This window comes from Moraxella sp. CTOTU47915, from assembly GCF_031986685.1.
GTDB classification, from domain to species: domain Bacteria; phylum Pseudomonadota; class Gammaproteobacteria; order Pseudomonadales; family Moraxellaceae; genus Faucicola; species Faucicola tetraodonis.
Genome location: NZ_DAMAAE010000001.1, coordinates 180,254 through 199,178, shown reverse-complemented (window position 1 = coordinate 199,178; position 18,925 = coordinate 180,254). Strand labels below are relative to the sequence as shown.

17 protein-coding genes and 1 tRNA gene are annotated in these 18,925 nt (G+C 44.2%); 5 read left to right on the top strand and 13 right to left on the bottom strand.

The window, feature by feature from the left end; all coding sequences use genetic code 11:
* Positions 1-46: 46 nt before the first annotated feature.
* The 3 genes from RTL34_RS00875 to RTL34_RS00865 all read right to left on the bottom strand — a co-directional run bounded on the left by RTL34_RS00875 (position 47) and on the right by RTL34_RS00865 (position 2,684).
* Positions 47-553: a flavin reductase gene (locus RTL34_RS00875; protein ID WP_144917429.1), complete on the bottom strand. Its 507-nt coding sequence runs from the start codon at positions 551-553 to the stop codon at positions 47-49.
* A 20-nt stretch (positions 554-573) separates the two neighbouring features.
* Complete coding sequence (locus RTL34_RS00870) at positions 574-1,629, bottom strand: methionine synthase (protein WP_138019049.1); 1,056 nt, start codon at positions 1,627-1,629, stop codon at positions 574-576.
* Positions 1,630-1,706: 77 nt separating this feature from the next.
* Entirely contained in the window at positions 1,707-2,684 is a 978-nt protein-coding gene (locus RTL34_RS00865; protein WP_312113850.1) for a DUF1852 domain-containing protein, read from the bottom strand.
* A 167-nt stretch (positions 2,685-2,851) separates the two neighbouring features.
* On the opposite strand from RTL34_RS00865, the gene RTL34_RS00860 reads away from it, so the two are divergent.
* Both RTL34_RS00860 and RTL34_RS00855 read left to right on the top strand, forming a co-directional pair.
* Positions 2,852-3,013, top strand: coding sequence for a hypothetical protein (locus RTL34_RS00860; RefSeq protein WP_157819367.1), 162 nt, complete (start codon positions 2,852-2,854; stop codon positions 3,011-3,013).
* A 344-nt stretch (positions 3,014-3,357) separates the two neighbouring features.
* Positions 3,358-4,482 (top strand): energy transducer TonB, encoded by a 1,125-nt coding sequence (locus RTL34_RS00855; RefSeq protein WP_312113847.1) that lies wholly within the window; start codon positions 3,358-3,360, stop codon positions 4,480-4,482.
* Positions 4,483-4,616: 134 nt separating this feature from the next.
* Here the strand turns inward: RTL34_RS00855 and RTL34_RS00850 are convergent, their stop codons facing one another.
* The 6 genes from RTL34_RS00850 to RTL34_RS00825 all read right to left on the bottom strand — a co-directional run bounded on the left by RTL34_RS00850 (position 4,617) and on the right by RTL34_RS00825 (position 10,517).
* Positions 4,617-6,137: an OmpP1/FadL family transporter gene (locus RTL34_RS00850; protein WP_312113845.1), complete on the bottom strand. Its 1,521-nt coding sequence runs from the start codon at positions 6,135-6,137 to the stop codon at positions 4,617-4,619.
* A 245-nt stretch (positions 6,138-6,382) separates the two neighbouring features.
* Complete coding sequence (gene infA / locus RTL34_RS00845; RefSeq protein WP_007116282.1) at positions 6,383-6,604, bottom strand: translation initiation factor IF-1; 222 nt, start codon at positions 6,602-6,604, stop codon at positions 6,383-6,385.
* A gap of 127 nt (positions 6,605-6,731) precedes the next feature.
* Positions 6,732-7,538 (bottom strand): tRNA pseudouridine(38-40) synthase TruA, encoded by an 807-nt coding sequence (gene truA / locus RTL34_RS00840; RefSeq protein WP_138019055.1) that lies wholly within the window; start codon positions 7,536-7,538, stop codon positions 6,732-6,734.
* A gap of 61 nt (positions 7,539-7,599) precedes the next feature.
* Positions 7,600-8,694, bottom strand: coding sequence for an asparaginase (locus RTL34_RS00835; RefSeq protein ID WP_312113841.1), 1,095 nt, complete (start codon positions 8,692-8,694; stop codon positions 7,600-7,602).
* Positions 8,695-8,702: 8 nt separating this feature from the next.
* The gene (gene ybeY / locus RTL34_RS00830) at positions 8,703-9,329 is read right to left on the bottom strand and encodes an rRNA maturation RNase YbeY (protein ID WP_312113839.1); all 627 of its coding nucleotides are present in this window, start codon (positions 9,327-9,329) and stop codon (positions 8,703-8,705) included.
* A 3-nt stretch (positions 9,330-9,332) separates the two neighbouring features.
* Positions 9,333-10,517, bottom strand: a complete 1,185-nt coding sequence (locus tag RTL34_RS00825) for a PhoH family protein (RefSeq protein ID WP_312113837.1) — start codon at positions 10,515-10,517, stop codon at positions 9,333-9,335.
* Positions 10,518-10,863: 346 nt separating this feature from the next.
* Between RTL34_RS00825 and RTL34_RS00820 the strand changes: the two genes are divergently transcribed.
* A tRNA-Met gene (locus RTL34_RS00820) sits at positions 10,864-10,940 on the top strand.
* A 202-nt stretch (positions 10,941-11,142) separates the two neighbouring features.
* Here the strand turns inward: RTL34_RS00820 and putP are convergent.
* Both putP and trmB read right to left on the bottom strand, forming a co-directional pair.
* Positions 11,143-12,630 carry a sodium/proline symporter PutP gene (gene putP / locus RTL34_RS00815; protein ID WP_312113835.1) on the bottom strand — a complete coding sequence of 496 codons (1,488 nt, stop codon included), beginning with the start codon at positions 12,628-12,630 and terminating at the stop codon, positions 11,143-11,145.
* A 211-nt stretch (positions 12,631-12,841) separates the two neighbouring features.
* A complete protein-coding gene (trmB, locus tag RTL34_RS00810; protein WP_409455428.1) occupies positions 12,842-13,678 on the bottom strand; it encodes a tRNA (guanosine(46)-N7)-methyltransferase TrmB in 837 nt (278 codons plus the stop codon).
* A 126-nt stretch (positions 13,679-13,804) separates the two neighbouring features.
* Here trmB and RTL34_RS00805 point away from each other — a divergent pair, with 126 nt between their 5' ends.
* Entirely contained in the window at positions 13,805-14,752 is a 948-nt protein-coding gene (locus tag RTL34_RS00805) for a pilin (RefSeq protein WP_050324205.1), read from the top strand.
* A 138-nt stretch (positions 14,753-14,890) separates the two neighbouring features.
* On the opposite strand, the gene htpG is transcribed toward RTL34_RS00805, so the two are convergent.
* Both htpG and ispH read right to left on the bottom strand, forming a co-directional pair.
* The gene (htpG, locus tag RTL34_RS00800) at positions 14,891-16,861 is read right to left on the bottom strand and encodes a molecular chaperone HtpG (protein ID WP_312113829.1); all 1,971 of its coding nucleotides are present in this window, start codon (positions 16,859-16,861) and stop codon (positions 14,891-14,893) included.
* Positions 16,862-17,105: 244 nt separating this feature from the next.
* The gene (ispH, locus tag RTL34_RS00795) at positions 17,106-18,074 is read right to left on the bottom strand and encodes a 4-hydroxy-3-methylbut-2-enyl diphosphate reductase (RefSeq protein ID WP_312113827.1); all 969 of its coding nucleotides are present in this window, start codon (positions 18,072-18,074) and stop codon (positions 17,106-17,108) included.
* 196 nt (positions 18,075-18,270) lie between these two features.
* On the opposite strand from ispH, the gene gmk reads away from it, so the two are divergent.
* On the top strand, positions 18,271-18,888 hold the full coding sequence (gene gmk, locus RTL34_RS00790) for a guanylate kinase (protein ID WP_312113826.1): 618 nt from the start codon (positions 18,271-18,273) through the stop codon (positions 18,886-18,888).
* Positions 18,889-18,925 lie beyond the last annotated feature (37 nt).

Genomic DNA, 18,925 nt, shown 5'->3' with positions numbered 1-18,925 from the left:
GCATTAATTCGCTTGGATTGTACAAAATCTGACTCTGTGCTTGGCATTATGGTTGGCTGGGCGTATCGACTTTAATTTTATTGACGGCATGGTATTCACGGTTAAAATACACCAAGCCTGTCTGGTCTTTGCCTTGTTGTATGGCTTCGATACGACAGATAAAAATCCCGTGTGTGCCGACTTCTTGGATTTGCTCGATTTGGCAATCAAAGCTCACCAAGGCATTGTCCAAAATCGGTGATTGGGTCATCAAGGTATGCCATGTGCCATGCTCAAAGCGCGCTTGCGCTTCGAGTTTTGATGCAAAAACCGCAGATAATGGTGCATGATGATCGGCAAGCACATTCACCGCCAATACCTTGTTTTGCACGAAATATTCATACGAGCGTGAGGCGGTATTCATGCATACGAGCAAGGTCGGTGGGGTATCGGTTACACTGCACACCGCCGATGCAGTAAAGCCATGACGACCCGCAGGGCCATCAGTAGTGACCACATTGACCGCAGCCGATAACATCGACATGGCATTTCTAAAATCAGTAACGTCAACCATTATTTTTTCCAAAGTACTTTTTAAATTATGAGGTCGTCCAATTGATGCGTGGCTAAATAGTCATTTCGGACAAGCTTGGCGCCTTGTGCTAAGGCAGACAACTTGCCTTGTGCCACATGACGGGGGAGCGGCGCCATCCCGCAATTGGTACAAGGGTACAAATTTTCAGCATCCACAAACTGCAAGGCTTTATGTAGCGTTGCTGCCACTTGCTCAGGCGTTTCTATCTGATGCGTCGCCACATCAATCGCGCCCACCATCACTTTTTTGCCACGAATCAATTCGATAAGTTCCATCGGTACGCGCGAATTGTGACATTCTAGCGACACCATATCAATCGCCGATTGCTGTAGTTTGGGGAAGATGGCTTCATATTGTCGCCATTCACTGCCCAAGGTTTGTTTCCAATCAGTATTGGCTTTGATACCATAACCATAACAGATATGGACGGCAGTGTCACATTTCAACCCTTCGATAGCACGTTCAAGTGCCGCAATGCCCCAATCATTAACTTCATCAAAAAATACATTAAAGGCAGGCTCATCAAATTGAATAATATTAACCCCTGCCGCCTCGAGTTCTTTGGCTTCTTGGTTGAGTAGGGTAGCAAATTCCCAAGCCAGTTTTTCGCGGCTGCCGTAGTATTGGTCACTTAAGGTATCAATCATGGTCATGGGTCCAGGTAGCGCCCATTTGATAGGTTTGTCTGTGTGCTGACGTAAAAACTTGGCGTCCTCAGCAAATACCGATTGCGGGCGCGACACCGCACCTACCACAGTCGGCACACTGGCTTCATAGCGATTGCGAATTTTTACCGTAGCGCGATTGGCAAAATCAACCCCATCTAGATGCTCAATAAAGGTGGTGACAAAATGTTGGCGGGTTTGCTCGCCGTCACTCACAATATCAATGCCTGCCGCTAATTGCTGCTGCAATGATACCAATAACGCGTCTTGTTTGCCTTGGACAAGCGCGCTGTCTGTCAGCTTCCAAGGTGACCAAAGTTGTTCAGGTTCAGCAAGCCAGCTTGGTTTAGGCAGGCTACCTGCCGTTGATGTTGGAAAAAGTGTCGTCATTGTTTTCTCTTTAATTGTTTGGTGTTAGCAAAACTGCTTAAGCGACTTATTAAGCTACTTGGGTTAAGTTACTTGGGTTAAGCGACTTGCGAATTTAACCAGTTTTGTAATAAGGTTTGGTAGGGTTTAATAAAGTGGGTTTCTGTGTATTGACCTTGTTGAATCGCTAGCTGGCTACGTTCTTCACGGTCATACTCGATTTTGGTCAGTGAATAATCCTCATGATTTAAACTCGGCTGATAGCTTTGACCTGCCACGCTATTGGCGTTATAAATCTCAGGACGATAGATTTTTTGGAACGTTTCCATCGTGCTAATCGCGCTGATAAGCTCAAGGTTGGTGTAGTCATTGAGCAAATCACCTTTAAAATAAAATGCAAAAGGCGCCACTGATTTTGGCGGCATAAAATAACGCACCGATAACCCCATTTTGCTAAAGTACTCATCTGTCAGCGAATACGCGTCTTGTACATATTCAGTGCCCAAAATCGGATGACAATTGGCGGTTCGGGTGTAGGTCTTAGTGGTCGATACACTCAGACAAATCACCGGTGGTTTGTTAAATTGCTCACGATAGGCAGGCGAGTTCAGCACATACTCAAACAACTTACCATGCAAATCCCCAAAGCGCTCAGGCACGCTAAACGATGGCTGGTTTTTGTTATGCGCCAATAGCCATACACTAAAGTCATAATCGCGCACATAGGAAGAAAAACTGTTACCCACGATGCCATCGATTCGCTGCTGGGTCTGGGTGTCAAAGATAACGGTTTTTAAAATCTCAATAGCCGGAAAGCTGTCTCCCGTACCCGCTATCTCAAGATTGGCAGAGACAATCTCAAGCTCGACCTGATAGCGGTCGCCCGTCACATTGTCCCAATGTGCCAAGTCATTAAATCGATGGTTAATCATTTGCAGGGTATTGCGTAAGTTTTGCTGGCGGTGTTCACCCCGTGCCAGATTGGCAAAGTTGGTAGTCAGCCTAGTATCTTTGGCAGGTTGGTAGTTTTCATCAAATGCAGTGGTTTTGATATGACAATCAATCGGTAAAGTCATGTCTATAATCTCCGTAATAGTCGCGCAAAAAATTTTCTTTTAGCACCCTACGATTACTAAAAATCGTCACGGCTAAAAGTACAAAGACAGTTATACGCTAAAATTAAGATGAATAAAAACGAATTAAAATTTAAAAATGATGAATTTTATTCATTTTAGGTTTTTTCTTGCATAAAGATTGGATTGCCACCCATGCAAAAAATGCCTGCCTTGCCAAGCCCGCTGAATCAATTGATAGGCAAAAAAGCGTCATTATTGGACAAGCGGCTTTATCTGACCTTGCCGTAAAACCACCGACTTCAGGTGGTGGATATAAGGCAATTGCTTAACTCTATAAGATTTGCTATACTCATATCACTATATTTAATGTCTTGCACTCAACAGTTAAGTTAAGACTAAATTGCGAGTACGCAGTAACTTAACTGGTAAGGCACTCCAAACACACACTTAAGCTAATCCGTGTCTATTGACAATCCTAATGGTAGGATTAGTTTAAAATAAGAACCTTAAATGTACGGTGTGTCGTACGGGCGGTTGCCACTATTTAAGGTTTGCGGTGGGGCTTCACCGTCTTGCAGAAGGAATCCCCTCGCTTTAGGGAGGGGAGGAAGTCAAATTAAGATGGCAATATCATCTGTCATCATTAAAGCGTGCATCAAGCGATTCCCCTGTTATGCTATCTACCCCATCATCTCATAACAAATCGTCAAAACTATATATTAGGGTAGTGGTAGTTGGCATCGTTACCGCGTTGCATGGGCTGCTGCTATATCTATTTTTTCAGTACCAAACGCCATTAAAAATCAAACCGCAAACCACACAGCCGCTCGAAATCAGCTTTATCCAGCTGAAGCCTCACCCTTCACAGACCTACCATTCACAACCGCCTGTCGCCATTAATCATGCAAACCCTACCAAGCAAGCTTATCCTAGCACTAACACACAAGCGGCTGATATTAAAGAAAAAACGTTCCCAACACCAAACCCTACACCCGCTAAACCGGTAAATGACCCAGCAAAAGATAATAACCACAAGCCAAACGAACGCAGACCAACGATAGATAATTCGACTCACCAAAAAAAAGCCAGTCAACCTAAAACTGCGTTATCTACAGCAAGTCATATTCAAACTGAAAATCAAGCAAAAACCCTGGATATTCCTAACCCGCCATTAATAAACGCCCATGAAAATAACGCTCACTATGAACAACAGCAAGCGGTGCAAATAGAACGTAACATAAGTTCAAACACTAGCCAATCTCTTGCTCAACCCAAATCAGCTACTATCACCAACTCAGCTACTACTGACCAAAGCCATACCAATGCTGAGTATGCTTTAAAACCTATAACTCACGATGAGCGTGCTAAATTATCTGCTAAATCATCTAAAGACTCGATGCGTTCTCAAATACAAAAAACGCCAAATCGGCCCGTTAGCCCAATTATTTCAGCTTTCCCCGCTGTCCCAACTATTAATTCGTCACCAAAACCAGCAACACCCATCACCTTTGGCAATGCGGAGGCAAGTTGGCAGAAAAGACCTAACACGCAGTTACCACCCAATTTATCCCGTATTGTGACACTAAAACAGCTATCCAGCCTACAAGTAAAACTCAATGTCAATGCCCAAGGTGGCGTGGAAAAATGCAGGATTACGCAAACATCGGGTGATCCAGAGGTGGATAAATTTATTTGCCAACAAGTGCAAAAAGCCAAACTTTACCCAAAAAAAACCAATGGCGTCACGGTACCAAGCATTGGCAATCTCACCATAGCACTGACCAATCTTGCAAATTAAATTATAGAATATATCGTTGAAGCGGCATCTATGTGATAATCATGAAAGGCTTACTGTGTCAATATTGATTAACTAGACACATAAAAAAAGCCAACCTGATGAACAGATTGGCTTTCATGTTATTGAAAGTTAGCTTATTTCTTTTGGTAAGATAAACGTAGACCATATACCCAGCCATCATTATCTTGGAAATCGCCAACAATACTACCATCGGGTAGATTTGCTTTGGCATCACCAAACATTAAGTATTTAACGCCACCTGAGACAGCCCATTCAGGTGTCAAATTGTATTTTGCCCCCAAGCCCACATTCCAGTTACCTTCGACAGGTCCTAGAGAAGTGATGGGATTGCCTGCGCCTGAGTCATAACCCACAGCGCCCGAAATAGCCAATTGTGGCGATAGTTTCTTACCTAGACCGACTTCAGCAGTCCAAGCGTCTTTAGAATAATCAACCAAATTAAGGTCACCATTTCCACTAGCTATTGCTGCTGCATTATAAATTTTTGGTTTAATTGCAAAATCACTCCATGGAACCCAACGCGCTTTTGCAGTTAAAAGGGTTGTTGGATTGAGACCTGTTTGGAAATCTAAGTTAACAGATTTTGGCGTGGTGATAGTAATTTCATTGGTGCCGACACCCGCTGCACCAAGTGCAGGAAAATTTTCCGCCATATTGACATCATGGTCGATTTCAGAGCGATAGGTTAACGCGGCTTTGAGGGCAATTTCAGGTTTTAAATAAGCAATCCCAGCCATCCAACCATAAGCCGTATCACGCGTAATATTTGCATCATATCCTGATGCAGTACCATACGCGTTACCACGTAAGTGGACATCACCTTCTAAACGCTGAATCGTAGGACCACCATAGATTTGAATGTTTTTCTTTTCACCCAGTTTTACCCCCAACAGTCCTGTGAAATTTTGGCTAGTGATGCTCACATTGGTACCACCATCAACTTTCGACAGATTGCCTGTGACTTCCTGCGCCCGTAATAAAGTTGGTAGGCTTGCTACCCCTTTATTGATAGTAGCAATACCTGTTTCAAGCCGGGTTTTTTGAAACGTCAATTGATCTTTAACGGCAGTGGGCAAATTGGGGGTGGTTAAACCTGCATTAACTTGAGCAAGCTGGTTTTGTAGGGTGGGTAAACTCGCCTGTCCTGCATTAATTGTGTCAATCACTCCTTGCAAATCATTGGCATTGGTTACGGGTAGTGCCTCAGAATTACTGGCTTGTAAGGCTTTGGTGACATCTGAATAAATGCCATTAACAACATTTGTTGGCGCACCCACAAAATTATTGTCACCTGAGTAATTAACATCTGCGCCCCAAGGCTGATCAAAAAATGCCCCTACGCTGATGGTATCATTGACATCGGCTTTTGCCCCGAAATTTAAAAACTGGTAGTCATCGGCCATATCAGGGACATTGCGACCAGCGGTAAAGTTTGCCTCAGTCGTCGCAACCTTTGCGTTATCTTTACCCTCGATTGTTGGATCAATAGTAATGTGCTCAACATAGGCAAAAGTACCTTGCTCGGTAAAAGCCCAGCTTGGTTGGGTAGAGCGGTCTAGACCAGCGGCGTTTGCGATAGAAACAGTAGAAAGCGTAGCAACGGCTAGCGCAAGAGAAGAAATTTTAAATGACATGTGAAGCTCCCTGTTTGATTTTAATCATCACGTCTAACAGCTAATTTAATAAAAACTTATCAATAAATTAGAATTGACGTAATACCTTCCTTTCGTCAGTCAAAGAATAATCAAAATTTTAACAATTGACAACCATAGAATCACATTTTTGTAAGAATTTATTGACCTGAGCAGTCACGAAAAAAAGAGGGTGTTAACCCAATGAGTTAACACCCTCTTTTTACTGACTATATCTAGCTAAACAACTATCGACCGCGGTAAGTAATACGTCCTTTCGACAAGTCGTAAGGTGTCATTTCAACTTTAACTTTATCGCCTGTTAAGATACGAATATAGTTTTTACGCATTTTTCCAGAAATATGCGCAATAATTTCATGCCCATTTTCTAAACGCACTTTAAATAATGTGTTAGGTAAAGTATCAACCACTTCGCCTTCAAATTCAATTACATCGTCTTTTTTTGCCATAATACCTATATCTATGAGTCAAATGTATAAATGCAGATTATACGCTGATGCGTGTGTTATCGCAACTTTTAAGCCCTAAATCAATCAATTGAAAAAAACAGCTAGAAGATTTGCGCACATCGCGCCCTTATTCAGGCAAATTTAGCCAAATAGGGGATAGCCTTGTTACCGGCAACAGTGATTGAAATTGGGGTGGATACAGCGCGTTGATAAAGTACAGCCCATCAGCAGAGGCCGTCGCTGCCGCAAGTGACCGGTTTTTGCTCAGTAGCAATGTTTCAATCCATGCGACTGGCTTTTCACCGCGCCCAATTTCAAATAACGTACCCATAATATTTCGCACCATGTGATGCAAAAAACCATCGGCTTGGATATCCAGTACCAATAGCTCACCATGCTGAATCAATTTGGCAAAATGGACATGGCGCACAGGCTGATTAGATTGGCAGGAAGCGGCACGAAAACTGGTAAAATCATGAGTGCCTTCCAGATAGGTCGCTGCCTGCTGCATCAGTTGGACATTCAGTGGGGCGTATTCATGAGTAATTTGCTGATTGAGTATCGCAGGTCGAAAGGGGTGATTGAGGGTAATATAGCGGTAGCGTCGAGCAATGGCAGAAAAGCGCGCATGAAACTCAGCAGGCATCACTTGTATCCAGCGCACCGCGATATCATCAGGTAGTAGAGAATTTGCGGCACGCAGCCAATTATAAGGCTGACGCGTGGCACTGGTTTGAAAATGGGCAATCATATTTGACGCATGGACGCCGGCATCAGTACGACCTGCAGCAATGACTTCTATGGGTTCATTGGCTATCTTTGATAACGCTGCTTCAACATGCTGCTGAATACTATCAACTTCTTGTTGTCGTTGCCAGCCGCGATAGCGAGTACCAATAAATTCGATGCTGATCGCATAAGTATTTACAGTCATAAAAAAGCCAATTTTGCCAAAACCTACGATAAAAAAGCCTAGTATAACAACTAATCAGTTATTAGGCGACGGTGTGGGTATCTTTTAGACAATGCGCCCAGCGCTGACGGCGGCGAGCAGGGTTATCATAACTGCCAATCAACCAAAGCAGACGGGCAAATATGGCAGGTAAGGTCAATCGTCCCGTCATCAAAACCTCACATTGAGCCAGCCATGCCCCCGCTTCATACGCTTGGCTGACGCCGCCATACGCGCATTGGGTCGTCACTGCAACCAGACAGCCTTGTTTTTTCGCCTGTAATAATTGGTTTTTGATGGATTCGGCATACGGCACATTGCCTGCACCAAATGCCAAAATAATGATGGCATCAGGTTTTTCAGACAATAAATTATCCAAGCGAGTGGCGAGCAACTGCGTATCTACGGGCGTCAAATAGAGTGTGGCAATGTTGGCATGGGACAAGCTGTCAAACACTTGCGGCAATTCACTCAACCGATCTTCTAGCCAAAGTTGATGCTGAGCCTGGGTGATTTTTGCGGTATAGCTATTGGCGGGATAACCAGCACGGTGGTGCCCCACAAACGCCATTAAATCATGGCTATGAATTTTTTGCACAGTTTGGGCAGGCCAATCTTCACCAGAAAAACACACCCGTACCCCAGGCTCACCATGACGGGCTAATTTGCAGGCATCAAATAAATTCTGCGTGGCATCGCTCTGCGTGTCGATAAGGTAATCAGTTAACACATTGCTATCAAGCAAAGGTCTCATTGCCCCTGTCACCACAATACTGATATGACTACCCGCAAAACACTCTGCCAAAAAAGCCGCGAGGTAGCTGAGCGTATCGGTGCCTGTTAGCACCACAAATTGGCGAATCCCTTGCGCAATGGCTTGTACAATTAATTGATAAAAATGCGCAAAATCGGCAGGCGTTAACTGGCTACTGTCTTTAATGACATCATTATCCAATATTTGCCAATCCACAGGGTCGTGTGCATGGTTTGGGTAGGTGGCAAAATGGGTGTGTAAAATATGTGATAACACAGGTAAAAAAATATCGGCATCTAAGCTAGCAAGCGGTTTGCCATAACTGCCAAAAGTGCCGCCCGCGTAGATAATGCCAATACCTGATTTGGTGATAGATTTACTCAATTGAAATTTTACTCATAAGGGTTGGCAACGGATAACTTATCAAGGACAGCGATTTCAATCGCTTCCATTTCATCTTGCTCAGCTTGCCCAAGTTCATGGTCAAAACCCAGCAAATGCAGCATACCATGCACCAGCAAATGGGTCAGATGCTGCTGAGCCGTTTTGCCTTGCTCAGCGGCTTGACTGACCACCACCGCATGGCAAATCACTAATTCACCTAGCGGCAATGCAGGCAGTAATTCTAGTACAGCTTCAGGCAATTCACTGGCATAGGATAAAATATTGGTGGCGTAGTCTTTGCCACGCGCATCCAAATTGATGGCGCGAGCTTCCACAGGCTCCGTGACATAAATTTCTAATTCAACGGTTTTTTGAAAGATAAATTCACCCAGTTGACTAGGTATTTCGGTGGTATCTCCGTGGGTTTGAAAATAATGCATCACTTGTTGCAAAATAGCGACAATCTTGTCTTGTTGGTACAAGGCTTCAAGTTCGCCAAAATTTGGCAGTTCAATTAAGTCTTCAGCGAAACTAATTATCACTTGACTCATCGGCACTTGACTCATCGGCGCTTGCGGCAAAGCACCTGCTAAATCACCTGTTAAATCAATTTGGGTTGGCAAAGCTGATGACATAAGCTACTCCGCAATACCTATATCAATGGGTGCGTTATTAATCGGAGCGTTATCAACCGGTGCTTTATCAATCGGGGCGTTGTTATCCGTTACCCCGATAGCCGAACTTGCGGCTTGGGACTGTGCTTGGCTTTGTTCAAGTAGGCGCGATTGCTTTTTGGCTTCTTTAATCGCTTCTTGCGCTTCATCGTATTTATCGTAGGCTTGCACGATTTTTTGAACCAATTGATGGCGTACCACATCTTTGCTATCAAACCGCGTCACATGAATTTCTTCAATATCCGCCAAGATTTCTAGCGAATGCCGCAAGCCTGACTTGGTGCCGCGAGGTAAGTCCACCTGTGACATATCGCCCGTGATGACCGCCCGTGAGCCAAAACCCAAACGAGTCAAGAACATTTTCATCTGCTCAGGGGTGGTGTTTTGTGCTTCATCCAAAATCACAAACGAATTATTTAAGGTACGACCGCGCATGTAGGCGAGGGGGGCTACTTCAATGACTTGTTTTTCAATCAGTTTTGCCACTTTTTCAAACCCTAGCATTTCATATAAAGCGTCATAAAGTGGGCGTAAATAAGGGTCGATTTTTTGGGTCAAATCCCCTGGTAAAAAGCCCAGTTTTTCCCCTGCTTCTACCGCAGGGCGCACAAGCAAAATACGCTCAATCTCATTGCGCTCTAGCATATCCACCGCACAAGCCACCGCCAAGTAAGTCTTACCCGTCCCTGCAGGCCCTACGCCAAACGAAACATCAGACAGTAAGATTTTTTTGACATATTGCTGTTGGTTGTAACCGCGGGGAATGATTTTTCCTTTACGGGTTCTCAAACTAATTGGGGTGAAATCAGTACTATCTGCGCGCTCGCTGCCATTTTCACTAGCGGCATCATTTTCTAGCGCTAAATCTTGCTCGCGGCTAAAACTCGTTTGCACGAGCAGGTGCAAATCTTCTGGCGAGATGACGTCGTTGCTTTGTGCTTCATCGGCAAGCTGTGCCAAGATACGCTCAGCACGTGTGACTGAATCAAGCTCACCTGAAATCACAAAATCGGTTTTGCGTTGGTGAATGTGGACTGACAGACGATGTTCAAGGTACTTAATGTGGTTATTGTATTCGCCAAGTAAGGTTTTGAGTTGGTGGGCTTTTAGAGATGATAAATCGACCGTTCTGCTGATGGTATCGCTCAAGAGTGCTTCCTTTTATGGGTTTTTATAGTTGTGATAAATCATAAGGTTGAGAGATTAGGGGAGTATCACAGTAACCAATATAATATTTTGGCACGTTGATACTATTATGGTAAATATATGCAAAAATTCAAGTGACGTTCACGGGTTTTTGTCATTTCAAGTGATTTTGAAGCCAATACTCAGCCAATGCTCAGCCACGACAGGCAAAAAATTAAATTTTGAAAAAATGAAAAAAAATGTGACAAAATGCTTGACGACATAGGGTTAAATACGCATAATATGCACCCCATGACAGGCAAGAAATACTTTCAAAATTCTGCCTAAATCCTGCAAATTTGCCAAACATGGCGATGTAGCTCAGCTGGTTAGAGCGCACGACTCATAATCGTGAGGTCAAGAGTTCAAGTCTCTTCATCGCCACCATTTGCAAATAACTTAACGCACGCTATTTTGACAAGTCCCGTGTTTTGCTAAGCCAAGCATTTTGATGTTTGGCTTTTTTGTTGCTTGTCATTTGGTTGTTTGTCATTTGACAATAAAAAAATGAAAAAGAAAAACAAAAAAAGGGCGATAGCTGTATCACCCTTTTTGTCATTTAAATGACTATTTAAATTGGCATCCAATATTAACGAGCATCGTTATAGGCTTTATCGGCATCATCAAAACGTGCCATGACTTTATCCGACACTGGCGTTAACAGCGACACCACATAGATGGCAATCATGCCTAAAATAAAGCCTGGTACGATTTCATACAGACTACTACCGGTTAATGGTTTCCAAGCGATGACCGTCAACGCGCCTACAAGCATGCCCGCCAACGCACCTGTGCCAGTCATACGTCGCCAAAATAATGACATCAATACCACAGGACCAAACGCCGCGCCAAAACCTGCCCAAGCATACGAGACCAATCCCAACACTTTGCTGTCTGGGTTTTGGGCGATGACAATGGCAATTGCTGAGACCAAAAGCACCATGAAGCGACCAATCCAAACCAGCTCTTTTTGCGTGGCAGTAGGGCGAATAAAGCCTTTATAAAAATCTTCTGTAATCGCGCTTGAGCATACCAATAATTGACAGCTTAGGGTACTCATGACCGCCGCTAAAATAGCCGACAACACCACACCGACAATCCAAGGGTTAAATAATACTTGTGCCAAACCGATAAAGATACGCTCGTTGTTATCTTTTAAGATGGCAGTTTGTTCAGGATGCACCGTCATATAGGCAAGCCCAAAATAACCGACCGCCACCGCGCCTGCTAGGCACAAAATCATCCAAGTCATACCGATACGGCGGGCATTATTTAGTGATTTGACCGAATTTGCCGCCATAAAACGCGCCAAAATATGCGGCTGACCAAAATAACCCAAGCCCCACGCAGCCGCACTGATGATACCGACGAATGACGTACCAAACAGCAAGTTACCGTAGTTTTTGTTGTTTGCCTGTGCCGCCATACTGACCGCCGCATGAATCTCATCCATACCGCCTAAATTTAAATAAACCATGATGGGCGCGAATATCAGCGCAAAAATCATCAAACTTGCTTGAATCGTATCCGTCCAGCTTACCGCCAAAAAGCCCCCAATAAAGGTATAGATAACGGTGGCAAATGCCCCTAGCCACATAGCCGTGGCATAGTCAATTTCAAACAAGCTTTCAAATAGTCGCGCACCTGCGACAATGCCTGAGGCGCAATAAATCGTAAAGAAAAACAAAATAATCGCCGCTGAAGCAATTTTAATCAATTTATTGTTGGCGCCAAAACGGTGGTGAAAGTATTCAGGCAAAGTCAGCGCATTGTTATTAAACTCAGTATGCACCCGCAGTCGACCCGCCACCAAAAGCCAGTTAAAATACGCACCAATCACCAAGCCAATCGCAATCCAAGATTCACTCAACCCCGATACATAAATCGCCCCAGGTAACCCCATCAGCAGCCATCCTGACATATCTGACGCACCCGCCGACATCGCGGTCACAAAACTGCCTAGACTACGGCCACCCAAAATATAGTCATCAAAGTTACGCGTGGCAAAATATGCCGCAAACCCGATGCCCAATACCAAAATCAAATACAACGTAAATGTAATATAAACGGGTGTCATCCCATCACTCCTAAAGTCATCCCGATTCAAGGTAATAAAACCACTAAAAATTGATAGCAGTCATAGAGATTTTACAATTGGCATCACACGCTAATCGACATCCTGATAGATACCATCTAATAACGAAAAGTCACATTGTAGAAAAATTTTAGGCATAAAAAAAGGATAATCGCTGTGATTATCCTGTTTATGGCATAAAATTGTCAACGCGCTAAACTTTGCGATACATAATATCGTAAATAGCGCGACCTTCCTCCATACCCCGTTTTTCAAATTTAGTTAGTGGGCGAAAATCAGGACGTGGCAAAAAGTTACCTATACCTTCGCTGTTTTTGCCTTCTACATTTGCAAACGCGGTTAAACCATCCATGACTTCAATCATCCAGTGGGCATAATGTTCCCAATCGGTGGCAGCATGAAATATGCCGCCTTTTTTAAGCACCTGTTCCACCACACTCATGCGATCAGCACTGACAAAACGGCGTTTGTAATGGCGCTTTTTTTGCCAAGGGTCGGGAAAATACAACTGCAGCGTGTCAATATGCGCCGCCGGTAATTGCTGCATCAGGGCAATGGCATCGCCACTGATGAGTTTGAGGTTATTTAGACCGAGTTCCCCTGCCAAAAATGCACAATTACCCAGTCCTGCCTCATGCACTTCAATGCCGACAAAGTTTCGTGTTGGCTCATTTTTTGCCATTTCCACCAAGCTTGTGCCCATACCAAAGCCAATTTCGAGTGTCAAAGGCGCATCAGGGTTTGAAAATAGCTCACGCAAATTGGTTATGCCGCCGATATCCATTGCTTGAATTGCATCCAAATTGGGCTGAACAAAAAAATGGGCAAAGTCTGACTGTAACCCAGCTTCTGCCTTTTTGCCCACATGGGTTTTGCGCTTCATAAAAGTTTGAATGGCGCGATAGTGCAGGGATGAATCAGGGTTTTCATCATTTGGTTGTAGGGCAGTGGATGGATTGGGAGAAAGGCATTGGGCATCGGGTTTAGCCGCATCGACTGTCTCAGAAATTTGGGTGTGTTGGGGTGTCATCATTTGCAAAATCGTAGTTGGTGTGATAAGGGGTGGTTGTGATAAAATTCGGCTATTATAAGTGAAAACCCCAAAAAGTGAAAACCTCAACAAGTGAAAACAACCAATGGATAATCCCTAATCGCCATGTTATTTCTTGAAAAAACATCACCGCCGCCATTTTGGCAGCCACAGCTAACTGATAAACAGCGTCTGATGTATGACAAAGCCTTTATCGGCAATCGTTCGCAGGCGTATTATCTCAAGCGTTTTGCCCAGTTTGATCAAGCAGGGCGATTGACGGCAAAGTGGCATTGGGCAGGTTTTTTGATGACGTTTCCTTGGCTGTTATACCGTAAGCGATTCTTAGATAGCATTGTCTATTCGGTGGCGGGATGGTCATTTATTCAGCTTAATGTCACCATCATTTTGGTGGCGATAGAGTACTTATTGATACGCAATCTTGATGAAGCGATTCGTATGCCGCTACGTATTGGCATTGGGCTTGCGATTTGGCTGTTTTGGTCGGTAATGGTAGCACGTTGGAGCGATGCTTATTATTATCGGATGGCGCGCCGTGAAATCGCCGATGCGATTGAAATGTATCCGCGGGATGAAGAAAAACAGCTGGCTCATATCCGCAGGCACGGCGGCGTGAGTTTGGTAGGTTTGGCGCTGGCGTTTGGGTTTTATGCGTTTTCTTTGTTTGTGATTCAAGTGCAGTTTTTGCCGATTTATGCCAAACAAAAAGCCAATGCCACGCTGTTTGAGGTGCTTGATATCGTAGAAAGCGCACAGGGACGAGTCGATGCCATCTACAAAGCCACCGGTCAATGTCCTGTCAATACACCGCTAAGCACAGATAACCAAAAAGTGGTGTTAAAAGTGTTGACCCAAGCAGAAAGTATTCCAACTGACAGTCATTGCATGATTCAAGCGACAGTACGAGGCGTGCCGTTTCCCAATCGCTGGCTCAATGGTCAGACGCTGACCATGTACCGTATTGGTGATAGTAAAGTCGATGGTAGTTGGGGCTGTATCACCTCACTCAATCGCAAGCAAATCCCCAAACAATGTATGCTGGCAGAGCGCTGATGAAATAATAGTGTTTACAACCACTAGCCGATACGATGGCGGTGGTTTTCAAAAAAAACCGAAGCCTAAGTAACAGCCTAGGCTTCGGTATTTATTTATTTTTATTTATCGGCTTTATTTTGAAGCCAGCAAAATAACTTACTTCATCAACAACGCATTGATGCGTTTTAGATAAGCGGCTGGGTCTTCAAGCTGACCGCCTTCGGCAAGTAATGCTTGGTCAAAAATCACTTGCGCGAGGTCATCGAACTGCTCTGCGCTTTCCAATTTTTGAATGAGTGGATGGTTTGGGTTGACTTCCAAAATTGGCTTGCTCTCCGGCACAGGCTGACCCATTTGTTTGAGCATTTGCATCATCTGTGGTGATAGTTCACCATCAGCGGTAACGAGCAGAGCAGGGCTATCCACCAAACGATTTGACACGCGCACATCTTTAGCACGGCTACCTAACACGCCTTTGAGTTTTTCTACCACAGGCTTGAAGGTTTCTTCCGCTTTTTTGGCTTCTTCCTTTTCGGCTTCATCGGTCAAATCACCCAAGTCTACCGCGCCTTTGGCGATGTTTTGTAGCGGTGTGCCATCGTACTCAAACATAAAGTTCATTGCCCATTCATCAACCGGGTTGGTCATCAAGATGACTTCAATGCCTTTTTTCTTGAACACTTCAAGTTGCGGACTGGCTTTGGCGGCGGCAAGGTTTTCAGCTGTTAGATAATAAATCGCCTTTTGACCGTCTTTCATACGACCTTTATAGTCGTCAAAGCTGGTGACCACATTGTCATCAGTGGTAGTGGCATAGCGCAATAATTTGGCAATTTTATCCATATTGCTCTGGTCTTCACCCAAGCCTTCTTTTAAGACGTTGCCAAATTCAGCATAAAATTGTTTATATTTTTCTTGTTTTTCGGCTTCATCGCTATTGGCTAGGCTAGCTAGCACGGTCAATATACGGCGAGCGTTACCATCGCGGATAGATTTGACATCGCGAGACTCTTGCAGGATTTCACGGCTGACATTGAGCGGTAAATCAGCGGTATCAATCACCCCTTTGACAAAACGCAAATACATCGGCAATAACTGCTCGGCATCATCCATGATAAATACACGTTTGACGTACAGTTTTAGACCGTGTTTTTGCTCACGTTGGTACAGGTCAAACGGCGCTTTTTTAGGGATATATAGCAGCTGGGTATATTGTAGACGTCCTTCGACACGGTTGTGCGTCCAAGTTAGCGGCTCATCATAGTCGTAGGTAAGATTTTTATAAAATTCTTGATACTCTTCGTCTTCTATTTCTGAAGGTGAGCGCGTCCATAGGGCATTGGCTTGGTTAATGGTTTCCCATTCGTCAGTGGTTATCATTTGACCTTGGGGCATCTCACCTTTGACAGTTTCGCCCCCTGGTTCTGAATTAGCAGTTTTTTGCGCGTCAGTGAGTTCTTCTTCTTGCCAAACTTCTTTGCGCATTTGGATTGGCAGGCTGATATGGTCAGAGTATTTATTGACTAAAGATTTGATTTTTTGGCGGTCAAGGTATTCACTGTGTTCATCGGTGATATGTAAAATCACTGTCGTGCCACGGGTAGGCTTTTCGATGGTTTCGGTGGTGAATTCACCGGTACCGTCTGAAACCCAGCGTACGCCTTGGCTGGCAGGCTCACCTGCTTTACGCGATTCCACCGTGATGGTGTCCGCTACGATAAAACCTGAATAAAAACCCACCCCAAATTGACCAATCAAATTGCCGTCTTGTTTTTGTGCATCGGATAATTTTTCTAAGAAAGCTTTGGTGCCTGATTTGGCAATAGTACCCAAATGCTCTACCGCATCGGCTTCGTTCATACCGATACCATTGTCAATAAAGCTGATGGTTTTGGCATCTTTATCAATATCAATGCGAATGCGTAGTTCACTGTCACCTTCATACAGCGCGTCGTTTTGATTGCCTTCAAAGCGCAACTTGTCACAGGCATCAGACGCATTTGAGACCAGCTCACGCACAAAGATATCCGCATTTGAATAAAGCGAGTGGGTGACTAGATGTAATAGTTGCGCGACTTCAGCTTCAAAGCTATGTTTTTTTGGCTCAGGTTTGTTTGAATCTGCCATAGTAAGTAACTCCTAAAAATAAGAATAACAATAAAAATAATTAACCCAATTTATGATGGTTCGTTGTCATAGTTAGGGTGAATGCAAAACTATTTCAAGCACAAGCGGCACAATTTTTTAATTTTTAAAAAATGAAAATAATGATGCAAGCAGGATTTAAATATTCAATAATTAAATGACCAATAAAAAGCCGAGCAGACTTATACCCGGCTTTACTTGCTATCTATCCGATGCTATATCTCTTTTAAATCTTGGATTCACTAGGATTACGCAGTTGTGGTGAACGCAATGCTTTGGGCAAGCTAAAAATCACGTTTTCCAAAATACCTGATAATTCTTCAGGTTTTTCGCCGCCCCAAGATTGTAAGGTATCTAACACTTCTTGAATTAATACTTCAGGCGCGGATGCACCCGCAGTCACGCCTACCGTATCCACACCGGCAAACCAGTCTTTTTGCATTTCGCCGGCATTATCAATCAAATGCGCTTTGGCGCCCAAGCGCTCCGCGAGTTCACGCAAGCGGTTAGAGTTGGATGAGTTGGGTGAGCCCACCACTAACACCACTTGACAACGCGCCGCAAGCTCCTTGACCGCATCTTGACGGTTTTGGGTGGCATAACAAATATCATCTTTACGCGGCGCATGGATTTTTGGGAATTTATTTTTTAGCGCATCAATCACTTCTGCGGTGTCATCCATCGATAGGGTGGTTTGGGTGACAAATGCCAAATCAGTATCGGTCGGTAGGTCAAGATTGGCAACATCCACCACATCTTCAATTAAGTGAATACGCCCACCGTATTGTGGATCGAAGCGCCCCATCGTGCCTTCTACCTCTGGATGACCTGCATGACCAATCAACACCGCGTCTACGCCTGTTTTAGCAAATTTATTGACTTCGATATGGACTTTGGTAACCAGTGGGCAAGTGGCATCAAACACCGTCAAATCACGGCGTTCGGCTTCATCTTCCACGGCTTTGGATACGCCATGCGCTGAAAAAATCACAATCGCCCCATCTGGCACTTCATCCAACTCTTCGACAAATACCGCACCGCGATTGGCAAGGTCTTCCACCACAAACTTGTTGTGTACCACTTCATGGCGCACATAAATAGGCGGTTCAAAGCGCTCAAGGCAGACATTAACGATTTCGATGGCTCTATCGACCCCAGCACAAAAACCACGGGGATTGGCGAGTAAAATTTTCATAACGCAGTTCTTCAGTCATTGATGATTCATGTGGCTAGTTTACCATGAGTTCATACACGCAAAATATGTTAAACGTAAAAAATCAGCGAATCGGTATTGAAGGGCTAAATTACGCAGAAATTGTTAGCAAAAATTGCTAAAATAGCCGATTCAAAAATGGCTACTACTTATTTAATCAAACCCCTAAGGATATGTCATGACCAAAGGCTCATTATTTATCATCACCGCAGCAAGCGGTACTGGCAAAACATCGCTGGTCAAACAGCTGATTGCAACGACCAATGACTTGGCGGTTAGTATCTCGCATTCGACTCGCCAGCCGCGTCCTGGTGAGATTGATGGGCAGCATTATCACTTTGTCAGCCGCGAGATATTTGCTGATATGATTAAGCAAGGTGAGTTTTTGGAGCATGCCGAAGTGTTTGAAAACTACTATGGCACCGCCCAGTCCACAGTAGAATTTATGCTGAGCAATGGCTTAGACGTCATCTTAGAAATCGACTGGCAGGGCGCGCTGCAAGTGCAAAAATTACGTCCCGATGCCACGACCATTTTTATCCTACCGCCCGACCGCCAATCGCTGCGCCAGCGGCTTTCCAATCGCGGACAAGACAGTCAAGAAGTGATTGAAAGACGTCTTGCCGGTTCGGTCAATGAAATGTCGCAATACGTGAATTTTGATTATGTGGTGATTAATGACAATTTCGACGTGGCATTAGCGGAGTTAAAATCAATCATCATCGCCAATCGTTTGACTCTCGCTAAACAGCAAGAGCGTCACGCTGGCCGTATTGAGCAGCTATTGTCTGAATAAATCATCAATAGCCTATAAATAATCAATAAGCGCAACG